Here is a 15,158-nt window from a genome sequence, read left to right as displayed (position 1 = left end):
TTTGTAAACAGGGCCTGTCTCGGATAAAAGAATTTTCTATACTAAATAAGCTGCTGCCTGCATTTTAATATGTCCGGGTGGCAGCTTTTTTTTTGTTCAGGTGGAGCTTTACATAAAGGGGGAGGGCTTTACGTAACCGCGCCCTGCTATACGTAACAGTGCCCGGCTTTACGTAACAGAGGCCTGCTTTACATAAGTGGCGCTCAGGGCAAAAAAAAACAGGCTCTCAGCCTAAGCCGGAACCTGTTATTCAAAAAGATGTATCAATAAAAAATTAGTGATCTTTTCTTTCTGACTGACGTCTCTTGTTCAAAAGTTTGCGCTCAAGAGTAGTCTTTTTCTGGTGATTAGTAGCAGAAGGTTTAACGAAGTATTCGCGCTTTTTGTATTCGCGGATAATGCCTTCCTTTTCAACCATGCGCTTAAAACGTTTGATTGCCTTTTCAAGGTTTTCATTGTCGTCAACACTGATTGTAGCCATGTATATTCACCTCCTCTTTCCGGTAGTTCCGTTGAAAGTATGGTCATTTTATAGAAAAATAAATAAAATTCCAATAGATTATGGGGAAAATTCTTCAGTTTTGCCCCTCTTTTTACGGAAAATTTGCCTTTACTTAATAAAAATAGCTTGTTTACAAAATAAAATGGATATAAACTTATAGAATGAAAAAGATAAAAGGACAGAGGATCCCTGTATTTCTGGCATCCGATGATAATTACGCACCATTTCTTGCGGTTACTTTAAAGTCGATTTTTGACCACGCATCAGCTGACAATTTCTATGAAATAATAATTCTTTCTACAGATCTTTCCAAAGATAATGAAGAAAAAATAAATGCCCTTAAGACAGAAAATTCTTCAATTAAGTTTGTCTCTATGAAAGATCAGATAGAAAAGATTAAGTCACTTTTTCCTATCAGGGATTATTATTCAATAGAAACTTATTACCGTATTTTTATTGCAGATCTCTTCCCTCAGTATGACAAGGTTATTTACCTGGACTGTGATGTAGTTACAGTAACTGATATTGCAGAGCTTTATAACGTAAATCTCGGCAATAATCTTGTAGCTGCAGCTCACGAAGATGTTGCAGACATTCTTGAAGTTTACCGCAGGTATATAAGATATGCCCTGGATTGTAATCCAAGAAAGTATTTTTCTGCCGGTATTCTTCTTATGAATACTAAACTTTTCAGAAAGGAAGCTTTTTCAAGAAAGTTCCTTAACCTTATGTCAAAGTATACTTTCCGTATTACTCAGGATGAGGATTACCTTAATGTACTTTGTAAGGGCAGAACCCGTCTTCTTAATCTGGGATGGAACAGGGGAGCTTTCCCCCTTAAATCCTTTAAGGAAAAGAACCTTAAGATTATTCACTATAAGCTTAACTGGAAGCCATGGAAGGTTGATGATGCCCTTTATGAAGATCACTTCTGGAATTATGCATCTAAGACACCTTATGGTCAGATTATTGCCGACAGAAAGGCTTCTTATTCAGATGAACGTAAGCGCAAGGATGTAGAGGACTTCCACCGCCTTCTCAGCTGGATAGAAGAAGATGTTGTAGACCCTTATAACTACCGCAATGCAGAAGTAATGAAGGGCTTTACAAAAATACGCCGCAACGTTTTACATGCTATGGGTAAAGTTACTTATGTAGGCCGCTTTGTAATGTATGTAGGCCGTTCACTTTTCCGTACGGCATAAGGATTTAATAAATGGAAGCAGTTATAGAAAAAGATAAGGGACGTCTTGAAGTTATAGAAAAAATTAAGGTACTGGAAAGGGAAGGCCGCTTTACAGAAGATGTAGAGCCTGATCCTCCAACAGTTCCCCTTACTCCTGATAAGGTTGATTATCTTGGCAAAAAGCTTTCGTCTAAGATAAAGACTTTTATTGTTAACGGCATAGCCCTTCATTTTATTAACAAAATGATTAAGCAGGGCTGGCTTGTTATTAAGGAAGTTAAGGGTCTTGAAAATTTCCGTAAGATTAAGGCCTCCGGTGCCGTTTTAACCTGCAACCATTTTAATGCCTTTGATAATTTTGCAGTTCTTAAGGCTTTGGAATATGAGCTTAAACATAAAATCATGTACAAGGTAATTCGTGAAGGCAACTTTACTTCTTTTCCTGGTCTTTATGGTCTTATGTTCAGAAACTGCAATACTCTTCCTTTAAGTCAGAATCCAAGCACAATGAAGAAATTTCTTGAAAGTGTAGATATTCTTCTTAAGAGGGGAGAAAAAATACTTATTTACGCTGAACAGGGTATGTGGTGGAATTACCGCAAGCCCCGTCCCCTTACAAACGGAGCCTTCCGTTTTGCCGTTAAGAATAAGGTGCCTGTTTTACCGATTTTTATTACCATGACAGATTCTGATAAAATCGGTCCAGACGGCTTTCCTGTACAGGAATATACTATAAACATAGAAGAAGCCATATATCCTGATGAATCAAAGACTTCCAAAGAAAATGTAGAGTTTATGAAAGATAAAAACTACCAGGTCTGGAAGAAGGTATATGAAGACTTTTATGGAATACCTTTAACTTACGAAAAATAAGTAATTTTAGCCACTTTAAATGCCGATATTTGAAGAGTATGAAAATCGGCAAAATTAATTTTAATTATAAAAAACTCATTTTATCTCTGGCAATGGGCGTCAGTCTTCTTTTTGCCCTTGACCATAAAGTTGCAAAGGGTGAGACCTTTTATTCAATAAGTAAAAAATACGGAATTACAGTAGATGAACTTTGTAAGGCCAATGGTATTACAAAAAACGATGTGTTAAAAACCGGGCAGACCCTTAAGATTCCTTCAAAAGAGGGGCAGTCTGATACATCGGCTGCAAGAAAATACGACCTGTACACAGTTCAGAAGGGAGATACCCTTTACAGAATCGCAAAGATTAACGGCATTACTGTAGACGAATTAAAAAAACTTAACGGCCTTGAAGATGCTTCTGCATTAAAGGTTGGGGCTAAGCTTAAGATTCCTTCATCAGCTGCAGACGTTAAAGAAACTACCCTTCCTGATCTTACTTCCAGTGATCCAAGAAAGTATTCCAGTAAAAAAGGTGACTCAAGTCTTGTTTGGCCGGTAAAAAATCCACAGGTTACTTATATTAAAGGCAAGGTAAGTGGTGTTCAGCTTAGTGCTGCAAAAAACGAAAGCGTAACAGCCATTCGTGCCGGAACTGTAATGTATGTAGGTAATTACAGGGGTTACGGTCAGGTTGTCTTTATTCAGTCTAAAACAGGCCATATTTATTCATATTCAGGTCTTGGTTCAATAAAAGTAAAGAAAGGCGACTATGTTGTCTTTGGTGATGTTATTGGAACAGCCGGTGTTGATTCAATTAAACAGACATCACAGATCTGCCTTATGGTATTCCTTAAGTCCCAGCCTGTAGATCCTGCAAAGGCTCCTAGAGGCTAGGTCAGGGCTGCTTTTAAAAAAGACTGAGCTGATTTTTTTCTTCTATAGCCTTTTTATAATCCTTCTGCAGGGGAAGGGTGTCTTGAATTATCTTTTTTAGAAGTTCCATACAGACTCTTGCATCATCATGGGCCCTGTGGGCAGCTGTAACTTTAATTGAAAAGCGCTCTGCCAGTGACTGAAGCTTAAAGGTTCCCTTTATATTCATAGCCTGAAGACTTGGATAAGCCCATCTTGAAAGGGGCAGGGTGTCTATACAGAGGTTTCCAAGAGATGAACCGTCCAGTCTGTCTAAAGCTGCATTTATAAAGTAAAGGTCAAAAGGTGCATTATGAGCTATAAGCATGGTGTCCTTGTTTTCTATATATTCCATAAAAGCCTTTACTGCCACATCTTCTGCCGGGCAGTTTTCCAGCATCTGGTTTGTAATATGGGTAAGCTCTGTAAGCATTGGGGGAACAGGTACCGGAGGCTTAATAAGCATGTTAAAAGGCTCTCCTATAAGGCCGTCACAGTTAAATTTAACGGCACCTATTTCCATCATAAAGTCCTGGGATGCCTTTAAGCCTGTTGTTTCTGTATCAAAGGCTACAAAAGTCCTTCCTGAATAGTATTCCTTTGCAACGTTATTGAATTTTGTGTACAGATGAATTGCTGCCCTGTCTTCCATTAAAATCTTCCTCCCTAAAAAAAATATCCCGTGTCCTAAAACAGCCACGGGATATTGTATGTGGATAACCGCCTTTATAAGGGCAGTTGTCTGTCAGTATTTAATAGATACTGAAAATTACTGTGCAGCGTCAAGTACAGCCTTGATTTCTGCAGAGATTTTACCGCAAAGATCATCAGCTTCTTTTTTAGCTGCTGCAAGTGCTGCATCTGTCTTTTCTGCAACTGGTACAGTAGAGTTGATGTAGAACTTGATTTTTGGTTCAGTTCCTGATGGACGGGCACTTACAACTGTACCGCCTTCAAGGAAGAACTGAAGAACATTGCTCTTTGGAAGTTTAACTGCTTCTTTGACAGATGGGTTAAGTGGATCAAAAGAAACGCTTTCCTGAATATCACGAATCTTGAGAACTTTCTTTCCGCCAAGAGTCTTAAGTCCTTCTGAACGGAGCTTAGTCATAATACCCTTCATAATGCCAGGACCAGAGATTCCAGGGAAGTACTGGTTGATTGAAACATCCTGGTAAAGACCGTATTCCTTGTACATTTCGTTAAGGCGTTCAAGAAGTGATTTTCCCTTGCTTGCCCAGTAAAGTGTCATTTCTGCACACATTGCAGCTGCACTTACACCGTCTTTATCACGGATCTGTGTCTCGATAAGGTAACCATAGCTTTCTTCAAAACCGAATACATAGTTTCCTGTACCATTCTTTTCCATCTGACCTTCGTCATATGCAATCCACTTAAATCCTGTAAGACATTCCTGGCTCTTTACACCATAATGTGCTGCAATTTTGTCAGCAAATGGTGAAGTTACGATTGAGCGGATAAGTACAGGATTAGCAGGCATTTTGTTGAATTCTTTTTTAGAAAGAAGAACGTAGTCTGCAAGAAGGGCACCCATCTGGTTTCCTGTAACAAGAACGTAGTTTCCGTCTTTGTCTGGGAATGCTGAACCGAAGCGGTCTGCATCAGGGTCTGTTGCCATTACAACGTCAGCCTTTTCTTTCTTTGCAAGGTCAAGAGCCATTTTAAGTGCTGGAGCTTCTTCTGGATTTGGCTTTTCTACAGTTGGGAAGTCACCGTTTCCTTCGCGCTGTTCTGGAACAGTAATAACGTTAAGTCCAAGATCACCAAGAACTTTTTCTACGTGCATTGCACCTGTTCCGTGGAGTGGAGTGTAAACAACTTTTACAGAACTTGCCTTTTCCTTAATAAGTTCAGGACGGAAGAGCTGGCTCTTAATCATAGCCTGGAATTTATCATCAAGTTCCTTGTCTACAAGTACGATTTTTCCTTCTTTAATTGCTTCTTCACGGTCAATAAGTTTTACTTCTTTAACGGCATTTACTTCGTCAATAATACCCTTGTCATGTGGTTCTACAACCTGAGCACCATCATCCCAGTAAGCTTTGTATCCGTTGTACTGTGGTGGGTTATGGCTTGCTGTTACAACAACACCTGTTTTACTTCCTGTTTCGCGGATAGCATAAGAAAGTTCAGGAGTTGGTCTCATTCCTGTAAAAAGGTAAGCCTTGATTCCGTTTGCAGCAAATACTCTTGCTGTAATGTCAGAGAACTTGTCATGGTTGTGTCTTGAGTCGTAAGCGATGCAGGCACTGAGAGTTCCATTTTTGTGTTCTTCAGGGAAAGCTTTAATAAGGTAGTTTGCAAGACCCTGTGTTGCTTTTGAAATGTTAAGTGTATTCATGCGGTTTGTACCACCGCCCATAACACCACGGAGACCGCCAGTTCCAAATTCAAGTGACTGATAGAAACGGTCTTCAAGTTCCTTCATGTCTTTTTTAGCAAGGAGCTCTTCTACCTGAGAGCGGAATGCTTCATCTTTTTCTTCTGCAATGTACTGCTGTGCTTTAGAGATGATTTCCTGTTCGTTCATGTTTATCCTCTTTTGTTGTAAAAATGTATACAAACGTAACGGATGTCTGAAAACCGTAAGATATTCAGACATCCGTCTAAAATATATCAGAATAAGTTAGTTTCTGCTACCACTTTTTGTCAAGTACTTATCAGCGGCTTCCCTTGTCATAAGGAATACCTTCTGCCTTAGGTGCCCTTGATTTCTTTGATGTAAGGGCAAGTACGATAAGGGAGATAATGTAAGGCAGCATCTGGAATGATTCACTTGGAAGGTGGAGTACATCCAGGGCCTTAAGAAGGAAGTCAAAGGCTGAATAAGTAAATGACAGGGCATAGAAGAAACCAAAGAGAAGGGCAGAGCCTGCAATGTAAAGAGGTTTCCACTGACCAAAAATCATTACAGCCAGGGCAAGAAATCCTGCCCCTGTTACACCGTTGGAGAATTTCCATTCAGCAGAAGCAGAAGAAATATAAGTAATACCTCCGATTCCACCAAGAATACCGGAAATGATTACACCTGCATAACGCATTTTGTAAACGTTAATACCTACTGAATCAGCTGCCTGTGGATGTTCACCGCAGGACCAGAGCCTTAAACCGAATCTTGTACGGTAAAGAATAATTGTAGCGGCAATAAGTACAAGAATGGCAATGACAATAAACCAGTTAAGCTTAAGGGAACCAATGTTTATAAGCAGTGATTCACGGGTTTCATTGTATTTAAGGATGTCAGAGAAGTCCTGCTGGGCTGCCTTTGCAGTACGGGCTGTATTAAATGAAGTAACGATTACTGTTGCAGCTGCAGTTGCAAGCATGTTGATTGCAGTACCTACAAGAGTCTGATCTGCCTTAAAGTTAATGGCTGCTACTGCCAGTAAAAGAGAAGAAATCATTCCGCAGATTGCACTTACAAGAATTGTCAGAAGTACAATAACAAAGGCATTTGTTCCAGGAGGAATCTGAGAAAGTACAAAGGCTCCTCCCAGGGCACCAAATACCATAATTCCTTCAAGACCGATGTTTATGATACCGGAACGTTCAGAAAACATACCGCCTAAAGCTACCAGTACAAGTACTGAAGCAAAAATCAATGTGTACTGTATGATAAGGGCCATTATTCACCCTCCTTTGTAGATTCTGTTTTTTTCTTAAGGGAAATCTTTGCAATAATTGTCTTAAAGATAAGTACAAATGAGCAGAGATAAATAATAGTAGAAGAAATCAGGTCAGCAATATGAGGATTGTAGTAGGTAGTATCCAGGGCTGCACCGCCTGAAGTAATATGCTGAATAAAGAATCCTGCAAAAACAACTCCAATAGGGTTAAGTCCGCCAAGGAAGGCTACTGCAATACCGTTAAATCCCATACCAGGAACTGCTGAACTTGTTTCCCATTGCTGCATGTCAGTAAGGTAGTAAAGACCTGCTGCCATACCTGCCAGGGCTCCGGCAATTGCCATAGTAATGATGATGTTGGTCTTAGCCTTCATACCTGCATATTTAGCTGCATTTTTGTTAAAGCCTGTTGCCCTGAGTTCGTAACCAAAAGTAGTTTTGGTAAGAATGATATAGATGATTACTGCAACTACTATAGCCAGTGGAATGGCGATTGTTGCGTAACTGCATTTTAAAAGCTTGTCCAGACCAATGTTTGGAAGCAGGGAATCCGGAGAAACAGTAGTAATGTTGTAGGTAAGGGATTTTGAGCTGTTCATTACAACAGGGTTTTTAAGTACTGTATTTGTAATGTAAAGACCAATCCAGTTAAGCATGATGCAGGCAATTACTTCATTTACGTTAAACAAAGCCTTGAACATACCGGCCAGGGCTCCCCATGCTGCACCTGAAAGCATTGCAAAAATAACGCAGAGGTACCAGGGCATGTGGAATCTGATGGCACAGGTAAGGGTTACTGCAATGGAAATACAGTACTGACCGCCGGCACCAATATTAAAGAGTCCGGCCTTGTAGGCAAAGAGAACTGAAAGTCCGCAGAGAATCAGTGGAACTGCCTGAACCAGTGTGTTTCCCAGATTTTCCAGAATCAGTTCTGTTGTAGGAAAGTTAAGGAAGTTAAGGAGAATGGTCTGAATACCTTCACCTGCATGTTCAGCATTTATAAAGAGAAGCACTATAAAACCTGCAATGATTCCAAGAAGTGCACAGAAAACTGCTGAAACAATTGATTTTACGCTTTCTTTTTCTAATAAGTTTTTGTTCATTTATCCTTCCCCTGTCTTTTTGCACCTGACATGTAAAGTCCAAGTTCCTTAAAGGTAATTTCTTCAGGCTTGAATTCTCCGTTGATTTCTCCTTCGTACATAACGAGGATTCTGTCTGCAAGGGCAAATACTTCTGAAAGTTCATAGGAAACAAGAAGTACACCTGCACCCCTGTCTCTGTCTGCAACAATCTGTTTGTGAATGTATTCGATTGCACCTACATCAAGACCGCGGGTAGGCTGAACTGCAATAAGAAGCTTATGTTCCTTATCAAGTTCACGGGCAATAATGGCCTTCTGCTGGTTTCCTCCGGACATGGCACGTACAGTTGTTTTACATCCCTGTCCTGATCTTACGTCATACTGATCAATGAGTTTTTCTGCATAAGAAGTAACTGCATCAGGTTTAATAAAGCCTTTATTCTGAAAGTCCTTCTGCCAGTAACGCTGAAGGACAATATTCTGTTCAAGATTATAGTCCAGTACAAGACCATGCTTATGACGGTCTTCAGGAATATGGCTCATTCCGTCTATAGAACGTTGTCTGATGGATTCTTTTGTAATGTCTTTTCCTGCAAGAATGATTTTTGTATCTGCAGATGCAAGAGCTTCAAGACCTGTTAATCCGTGAATAAACTCTGACTGTCCGTTTCCGTCAATACCTGCAATACATACGATTTCTCCTGCATGTACTGTAAGGCTTACGTTTTTAACGGCCAGGGCATCATGGATACGGCTTTTTACACAGAGATTTTCTACTTCAAGAACAGCTTCTCCTGCTTTTGCCGGAGTCTTGTCTACCTGAAGCTGAACGTCCCTTCCTACCATCATGTGGCTTAATTCGTTTTCATTAGTATCTTTTATATTTACGGTGCCGATGTACTTTCCCTTTCTTAAAACGGAACATCTGTCGGCTACCTGCATGATTTCTGCAAGTTTATGGGTTATAAAGAGAATTGATTTTCCTTCTGCTGCAAGATTTTTCATAATCTGCATGAGTTCCGTAATTTCCTGAGGAGTAAGTACGGCTGTAGGTTCATCAAAAATAAGGATTTCGTTGTTCCTGTAGAGCATTTTAAGGATTTCTACACGCTGCTGCATTCCTACAGGTATGTCTTCTATTACGGCATCAGGATCTACTGAAAGACCGTATCTGTTACTAAGTTCAAGGATTTTGTTTTTAGCTTCTTTGCGGTTAAGAAAACCATGATTTGCCGGTTCAGAACCAAGAATAATGTTGTCAAGAACAGTAAATGTTTCTACAAGTTTAAAGTGCTGGTGAACCATACCGATTCCCAGTGCGGTGGCATCATTTGGATTATTGATTTTTACTTCCGTACCGTCTTTTTTTATCAGTCCTTCTTCCGGCTGGTAAAGACCGAAGAGAACGCTCATAAGGGTGGATTTTCCGGCTCCGTTTTCACCAAGCAGGGCATGGATTTCACCTTTCTTTAACTGAAGCGTAATGTTGTCATTTGCAATGATTCCGGGGAATCTTTTTGTAATGTTGAGCATTTCGATAATGAATTCACTCATGTTGCAGTCCTTTTTAGAAAAAAAATGTCACCACCCGGGTGCTTAGCCCGAATGATGACCCGCCATTAGATTTTAGCTTTTATTATTTGATGTTTGCGTATGTGTTGAATTTAACGGCAACTGCAGGTGCTTTGTCTGTATCTGCAGAAACTTTAAGTTCTCCAGTGCAAAGTTTAGCAACAAGAGCCTTATATTCATCAACAGAGAAGTTCTTCATAGACCATGTGTCTGTAGGAAGCTGAACGTAGTTAAGGTCAAGGTTTGTAGAAGATACAAGACCAAGGCTGTTAATCTGTCCGCCGTATACATCATCCCATGTTCCGTCTACGATTGCAGCAAGGTTAGATTTTACTGTTGCTGCGAGACCCTTCATTGCAGAAGTTACACACATTCCGTCAACGTATGTAGAGTTGATAAGTGCGCTCTGGTCTGTATCAACACCGATAACCTTTCCGCCAACATCTTTTGCAGCTTCACATGCAGAAGTAAAGATACCGCCACCGCAGGCAAATACAACTTCAACACCGCGTCCTGTGTACCATGAATCCATAACACCCTTAATCTGAGCGTCACCGTAGAACTGTCCGCCGTAAACATATTCGATTGTTACTTTGTCAGTCTTTTTCATTTCTACAGCAGCCTGGTTAGCACCCTGTACGTATCCGTATCCGTAGCGGATTACAGCAGGAACAGCCATTCCACCAAGGAATCCAAGGTGTTCAAAACCTTCTTTTACTGCAGCATATCCTGCCATGTAGCCAGGAATCTGTTCATCATATACAGCACAGAATACGTTCTTTGGAAGTATGTAACCTTTCTTCTGTTTTGCTTCAGCAGCACTCATAACGTCAAATTCAGAAACGTCAAGGGCGATGAATTTAATGTGAGGATATTTTTCTGCTCTTTCTACGATTGCTTCTGCAAAGAGGAAGCCAGGAAGAACAATAGCCTTAACTTTCTTTTCTTTAGCAGCAAGGTCAATTGATGCTACGCGGGCAGCAGTTGTGTTTGCTGTTGGCTTAAAGTACTTGAAGTTAAGCTTGTTGTCTTTTGCAAATTCTTTACAAGCTTCATAAGTTGTCTGGTTAAAAGACTGGTCAGTAATATCTCCTGAGTCTGTTACCATACAGATATCAGCACTGTCTTTAGAAGAGCAAGATGCTAATCCGGCAAATGCAGTAATTGCTACTAAAGCAGCTGCAATAAGTCTTTTCATGTGATTTCTCCTTCTCTAAATGCGTTTATTTTTTAGATCCACGGTTTTTCCAAACCGCGTACCGAACATTATAAATCTAAGGGGTATAAAAGACAAGGAAAATATTAGTCTTTGATAAAAAAAAGCCGTTTCTTACAAAGTACTAAAAAAGAAAGACCGGTATTTTACGCCGGCCTTTTCCTTATTTTTATACCTTAAACTGGTCAATTTCCTTTCCGATTCTTGCAATTGAAGAATTCATTTCTGAAGATATACCTGTAAGGGCATTTCCTGTTTCTTCTATTTTTGTAGCACTGCCTGTAATTGTTTCTACCGAGCTGTTAAGGTTGCCTGAGTTGTCCTTTAGTCTTGCAACTTCAGAAAGAATCTGCTTGCTTCCGATACTCATTTCTGATGCAGAAGCCCTTACCCTGGAAGTACTGTCGCTCATTATCTGCAGGGCATCCAGAACCTGTTTTGAACCTTCTGCCTGTTCTTCCATAGCGGACTTAATCTGGCGGACAAGCTGGTCTGTTTCCTGAATGCTTGTAGATACTGCAATAAAGGCATCGCTTGATTCATTTGAAGAAGTTACTACAGTGTCAATTGATGTCATGATTTTCTGCAGCTGGTCTCCAATTGTCTTTGACTGGGCAGAAGATGTTTCTGAAAGCTTTCTGATTTCGTCAGCTACAACGGCAAATCCCTTTCCTGCATCCCCTGCATGGGCAGCTTCAATTGCCGCATTCATGGCAAGAAGGTTAGTCTGTTCAGCAATGGCAGAAATAGCCACGTTTGCTTCCTGAAGCATGGCTGACTGGGTTTCTATTTCGCTGATCTGTTCATTTACGGTCTGCTGTTTTGAAGAACCCATATTTGCCTTTTGCTGCAGGGAATTAAATTCAACTGCCATTTTTTCTATAGAAGAATTAATTGCATTTATGTTGCCTATCATCTCTTCCGTTGCTGCAGAAGCCTGGTTTACACCGGAAGACTGGGACAGAATCATATGCTCAAGGGACTGAATATTTGAAGTAATCTCTGCAACTGCAGTAGCTGTTCCGTCTACGCTCTGGTTTTGTTCCCCGATAAGGTTTTTAAGCTCCTGAATACATTGAAGTATTTCCTTAATGGAAGTTTCTGTATCCTGAATACTTGCCTGAAGATTTTCGTCTACATCTACAAGGGCTGTTTTAGATTCCTTTACCTGACCGATAATTTCCTGCAGCTTCATAATAAACTTGTTGAATCCCAGACCTACAGAACCAATTTCATCTGCATTCTTTATTTCTATACGCTGGGTAAGGTCTGCATTACCGCTGGCTATTCCGGAAATACTGCGGACAACAAGCTTAAGTGGCCTGAAGGCAATTACCATAAGGGTTACGATAATAAGAATAATAACTAATCCAATAATAATGTTTGAAACTATAAGTATATGGCGGATTTTTAATGAAGATGCATCCAGCTGAGGTTTAGGAATACTGATACCAACAGACCAGTTTGTCTTTTCTACAGGTGCATAGAAAATAACATCCTTTTCTCCCGGCATGATAAAGCTGTTTACAGTAGCTTCACCCCTTTGTCCTGCAGCCATTTTTTCTGCAGTTTTCTTAATATCAGCATGACCTTCAATATTATCAGTAATAAAGTTTGCCGTCATCTGAAGTTCTGTATCAGGGTGGCACATGGCAGTACCGTTTCCTGACAGCATAAAGGCGTAACCCTTTTCTCCCAATGTAAAGGCATGAATTTCTGCCTGAATCTTGTCTATGGTTTTAACACCTACAAACATACCAACTTTTTTGCCGGTAGAAGTGTATGCTGCCTTAACAACCATAATGGAAACCTTTCCTGTTGCTTTTGCCAGGGTAGGGTCAGTTATATAAAAGTCAGCTCCGGTCATAATTGCCTTGTAATAGGCACGGTCAGAGTTGTTTCCTCTTTTTCCGGAATCGTAGTAGGAATTTCCCTGGGCATCAATAAAGAGAACATAGTCGATTTCTTTGCTGCGGCGGGGTGGAGTAGTTGCAAGCCACTTAGCAATTTCATCCGGTGACTTGTAATTGTAAACGGCATCTGCCTGAGTGTAAAACTCCATGTGATTGAGGTTTTCGTCCAGCCAGGAAGTTACATAGTTTGCATAGGAAGAAGCAATCATGCTTATGTCGTTTTCTGCAGTTTCCCTTGAGGATTTGTTTACGACATAAACAGAAAGTTCTATAAGCAGTAAGAAGAGCAGGACTATGGCAAGTCCTGTTACAATAACAATCTTTTTTATAAGGCTTTTTTTCTTAGGTTCCATATATCCAGTATTCCCCCTTTTTTTCTTCCCTTTAAAGTATAATTCAATAAATGGAAGTTTAAAGCTTATAATAATTTTATTGTGGAATACTGGATTTTGCAAAAAAAATTATCAGGCTTTCAGGCTGTCTGCCTTAGTCAGCATGGCTCTTTCCCAGTCAAGAAGGCTGGCACTCATCTGAGGCTTTTTGCCCTTTACGTCACAGAGAACCCTGAATACTTTTTCCGTACCACTTGGGCGCATCCATATGTAAGCCAGTGAAGTTCCATTCTGGTTTTTAAAAAGAACCTTAAGTCCTCCGTTACCATTGTTCCAGTCACTGGCATTCCTTACTTCTTTTGTTCCGTTTGTAGTAATGCATTCGTAATCTGCAATACCGTATTTTTCAAGAAGTTCTGCCTTTCTTTCTTCCCATTCCTGCATGAAAATCTTCTGGAATCTGAGTTTAAGGTGTCCCTTGTCTTCTGTTTTAACATCAAGAACAGCCCTGCTTTCGCTTACACCTGTAGTAACATATTCAGGAAGGGTTTCAAGAATATCAGAGAGGGTAAAATCCTGTTTATACCTGTCTTCATTTCCGGAAAGCCTGCACCAGAGATGGAATATTCCTTCGTGAACTTTGCCCTTTTTATCCAGGGTATCCCTGATTGAAAGAAGTTTTACTGCTGCAAAGACTGTAGCAACAGGATCCCTTACACAGGAAGGATAGGTAATGTTACCTCCGTTGGAACCTTCACCAAGAATACGGACATTATAGCCTTCAGCTCTTTTTTCCCTGGCAAGGTTAACTATATTGGCTTCTCCAACCTCTCCCCTGAATACTTCTGCCTTAAAGACTTTGCAGATTTCTTCTATTCTCATGGAAGTAGGGCAGTTAACGGCAACAGCAAGTTTTTTTGCCTTAGGATTTTTCCAGTATTCAAAGGCCAGTTCTGCCATAACACAAAGGGCAAATACAGTCTGGGCTTCTATAGGAAAAGCCTTTTCCTTTTTTTCGTCCCAGTAAACCATGTTACCCCTGTCACCGTCACAGTCAGGCATGTAACCTAAAAGTACTGTATTATCTCCTGCCTGGTGGAGTTCATTCATTTTGCCTGCACACCATACAAGGTTTTCCGGCTCCGGAATAATTTCGTGGGCTATTTCTCCAGGAGTATTATTCATGGCAATAAAATTCAATTTACAGCTTTTTATAAATCTTTCATCGATAGAACGGCATCTTGCACTGCCATTCATGTCGCATACTATGGAAAGGGGATTCTGTGCTGTACATTCAGCAAGAAGGTTAAAGAAGTCTTCTTCTTCACTTTTTTTATTGCTGCCGGTAATTACTTCCTTAATAAAGTTCTCGTAGTAATCCAGGGCCTTAATCTTATAATCCCTGCCTTTTGTAAGGAGTTTAGAGTATTCTTTTTCTCCTGCAGCCTTAAGAATGCTTTCTGCATGAGTCTGGCAGTTTACGGTAAGAAGCTTAGCTTTAAAATCATCAGCAAGTATTTTAGACTGGGAAGCTTCAAGAACACCTCCGTCATTTAAACCGAACTTTATTCCGTTATGACCTACAGGATTGTGGCTGGCACTTATGTAAAGAAAACCGTCAGCAGTTTTTGAGTAGGCCATGATTTCCGGGGCAGCAGTAACGCCAAGATATTCTACCTTTATTTTATAGTAGAGCATGGTTTTTAATACTGCTTCTGCAATCTTTATGCCTGTAGGTCTGGTGTCCCTTCCTACAACAATTACAGGTCTTTTTTTATGACATTTATCCTGAAGGTAATTTATAAAGCTTTCTGCTATAAGAACAGAAAGACAGCTGTTTGTATTTCCAATATTTTCACTGGTATCATGCTGATCTCCTGATTCAACAAATACCTTACGCCAGCCCGAAGCTGATAAAATCATGTTGTGTTCCATAA

At 40.2% G+C, this 15,158-nt stretch carries 12 protein-coding genes; 3 read left to right on the top strand and 9 right to left on the bottom strand.

All coding sequences use genetic code 11. The features are described 5' to 3' along the window. Window positions 1–274: 274 nt before the first annotated feature. Window positions 275–481: a 30S ribosomal protein S21 gene (gene rpsU, locus K6D58_RS11725; protein ID WP_184653002.1), complete on the bottom strand. Its 207-nt coding sequence runs from the start codon at window positions 479–481 to the stop codon at window positions 275–277. Window positions 482–663: 182 nt separating this feature from the next. On the opposite strand from rpsU, the gene K6D58_RS11720 reads away from it, so the two are divergent. From K6D58_RS11720 to K6D58_RS11710, 3 genes are read left to right on the top strand one after another with little or no spacing between them, the layout of a single operon-like run. Next, on the top strand, window positions 664–1,707 hold the full coding sequence (locus K6D58_RS11720) for a glycosyltransferase family 8 protein (RefSeq protein WP_296830887.1): 1,044 nt from the start codon (window positions 664–666) through the stop codon (window positions 1,705–1,707). 11 nt (window positions 1,708–1,718) lie between these two features. Next, window positions 1,719–2,561: a lysophospholipid acyltransferase family protein gene (locus tag K6D58_RS11715; RefSeq protein WP_296830884.1), complete on the top strand. Its 843-nt coding sequence runs from the start codon at window positions 1,719–1,721 to the stop codon at window positions 2,559–2,561. Between the two features lie 38 nt (window positions 2,562–2,599). Then, a complete protein-coding gene (locus K6D58_RS11710; protein WP_296830882.1) occupies window positions 2,600–3,436 on the top strand; it encodes a M23 family metallopeptidase in 837 nt (278 codons plus the stop codon). A gap of 13 nt (window positions 3,437–3,449) precedes the next feature. On the opposite strand, the gene K6D58_RS11705 is transcribed toward K6D58_RS11710, so the two are convergent. From K6D58_RS11705 to K6D58_RS11670, 8 genes are all read right to left on the bottom strand, one after another. After that, window positions 3,450–4,106 (bottom strand): 3'-5' exonuclease, encoded by a 657-nt coding sequence (locus K6D58_RS11705; RefSeq protein ID WP_296830880.1) that lies wholly within the window; start codon window positions 4,104–4,106, stop codon window positions 3,450–3,452. A gap of 117 nt (window positions 4,107–4,223) precedes the next feature. Beyond that, complete coding sequence (locus K6D58_RS11700; RefSeq protein WP_296830878.1) at window positions 4,224–6,005, bottom strand: phospho-sugar mutase; 1,782 nt, start codon at window positions 6,003–6,005, stop codon at window positions 4,224–4,226. A gap of 130 nt (window positions 6,006–6,135) precedes the next feature. Continuing rightward, window positions 6,136–7,101, bottom strand: a complete 966-nt coding sequence (locus K6D58_RS11695) for an ABC transporter permease (protein ID WP_296830875.1) — start codon at window positions 7,099–7,101, stop codon at window positions 6,136–6,138. Then, window positions 7,101–8,207, bottom strand: coding sequence for an ABC transporter permease (locus tag K6D58_RS11690; RefSeq protein WP_296830872.1), 1,107 nt, complete (start codon window positions 8,205–8,207; stop codon window positions 7,101–7,103). Before K6D58_RS11690 ends, K6D58_RS11695 begins: the two co-directional genes overlap by 1 nt. Further along, the gene (locus tag K6D58_RS11685) at window positions 8,204–9,742 is read right to left on the bottom strand and encodes an ABC transporter ATP-binding protein (protein WP_296830869.1); all 1,539 of its coding nucleotides are present in this window, start codon (window positions 9,740–9,742) and stop codon (window positions 8,204–8,206) included. The genes K6D58_RS11690 and K6D58_RS11685 overlap by 4 nt, the downstream gene beginning before the upstream one ends. An 82-nt stretch (window positions 9,743–9,824) precedes the next feature. Then, complete coding sequence (locus K6D58_RS11680; RefSeq protein WP_296830866.1) at window positions 9,825–10,958, bottom strand: BMP family lipoprotein; 1,134 nt, start codon at window positions 10,956–10,958, stop codon at window positions 9,825–9,827. A gap of 187 nt (window positions 10,959–11,145) precedes the next feature. Beyond that, on the bottom strand, window positions 11,146–13,242 hold the full coding sequence (locus tag K6D58_RS11675; protein ID WP_296830864.1) for a methyl-accepting chemotaxis protein: 2,097 nt from the start codon (window positions 13,240–13,242) through the stop codon (window positions 11,146–11,148). A 111-nt stretch (window positions 13,243–13,353) separates the two neighbouring features. Further along, on the bottom strand, window positions 13,354–15,156 hold the full coding sequence (locus K6D58_RS11670) for a phosphoglucomutase (protein WP_296830862.1): 1,803 nt from the start codon (window positions 15,154–15,156) through the stop codon (window positions 13,354–13,356). Window positions 15,157–15,158: the final 2 nt, after the last annotated feature.

It is taken from the genome of Treponema sp. (assembly GCF_024696245.1).
Classification (GTDB): Bacteria; Spirochaetota; Spirochaetia; order Treponematales; family Treponemataceae; genus Treponema_D.
The sequence above is the reverse complement of the archived record's forward strand: the minus strand, read 5'-3'. Positions and strand labels throughout refer to the sequence as shown.

Excerpts from the sequence above, each read along its gene's own strand:
- K6D58_RS11680 (WP_296830866.1), bottom strand. The coding sequence starts at position 10,958 with ATGAAAAGACTTATTGCAGCTGCTTTAGTAGCAATTACTGCATTTGCC.
- K6D58_RS11675 (WP_296830864.1), bottom strand. The coding sequence starts at position 13,242 with ATGGAACCTAAGAAAAAAAGCCTTATAAAAAAGATTGTTATTGTAACA.
- K6D58_RS11700 (WP_296830878.1), bottom strand. The coding sequence starts at position 6,005 with ATGAACGAACAGGAAATCATCTCTAAAGCACAGCAGTACATTGCAGAA.
- K6D58_RS11670 (WP_296830862.1), bottom strand. The coding sequence starts at position 15,156 with ATGGAACACAACATGATTTTATCAGCTTCGGGCTGGCGTAAGGTATTT.
- K6D58_RS11710 (WP_296830882.1), top strand. The coding sequence starts at position 2,600 with ATGAAAATCGGCAAAATTAATTTTAATTATAAAAAACTCATTTTATCT.
- K6D58_RS11720 (WP_296830887.1), top strand. The coding sequence starts at position 664 with ATGAAAAAGATAAAAGGACAGAGGATCCCTGTATTTCTGGCATCCGAT.
- K6D58_RS11705 (WP_296830880.1), bottom strand. The coding sequence starts at position 4,106 with ATGGAAGACAGGGCAGCAATTCATCTGTACACAAAATTCAATAACGTT.
- K6D58_RS11690 (WP_296830872.1), bottom strand. The coding sequence starts at position 8,207 with ATGAACAAAAACTTATTAGAAAAAGAAAGCGTAAAATCAATTGTTTCA.
- K6D58_RS11715 (WP_296830884.1), top strand. The coding sequence starts at position 1,719 with ATGGAAGCAGTTATAGAAAAAGATAAGGGACGTCTTGAAGTTATAGAA.
- K6D58_RS11685 (WP_296830869.1), bottom strand. The coding sequence starts at position 9,742 with ATGAGTGAATTCATTATCGAAATGCTCAACATTACAAAAAGATTCCCC.
- rpsU (WP_184653002.1), bottom strand. The coding sequence starts at position 481 with ATGGCTACAATCAGTGTTGACGACAATGAAAACCTTGAAAAGGCAATC.
- K6D58_RS11695 (WP_296830875.1), bottom strand. The coding sequence starts at position 7,101 with ATGGCCCTTATCATACAGTACACATTGATTTTTGCTTCAGTACTTGTA.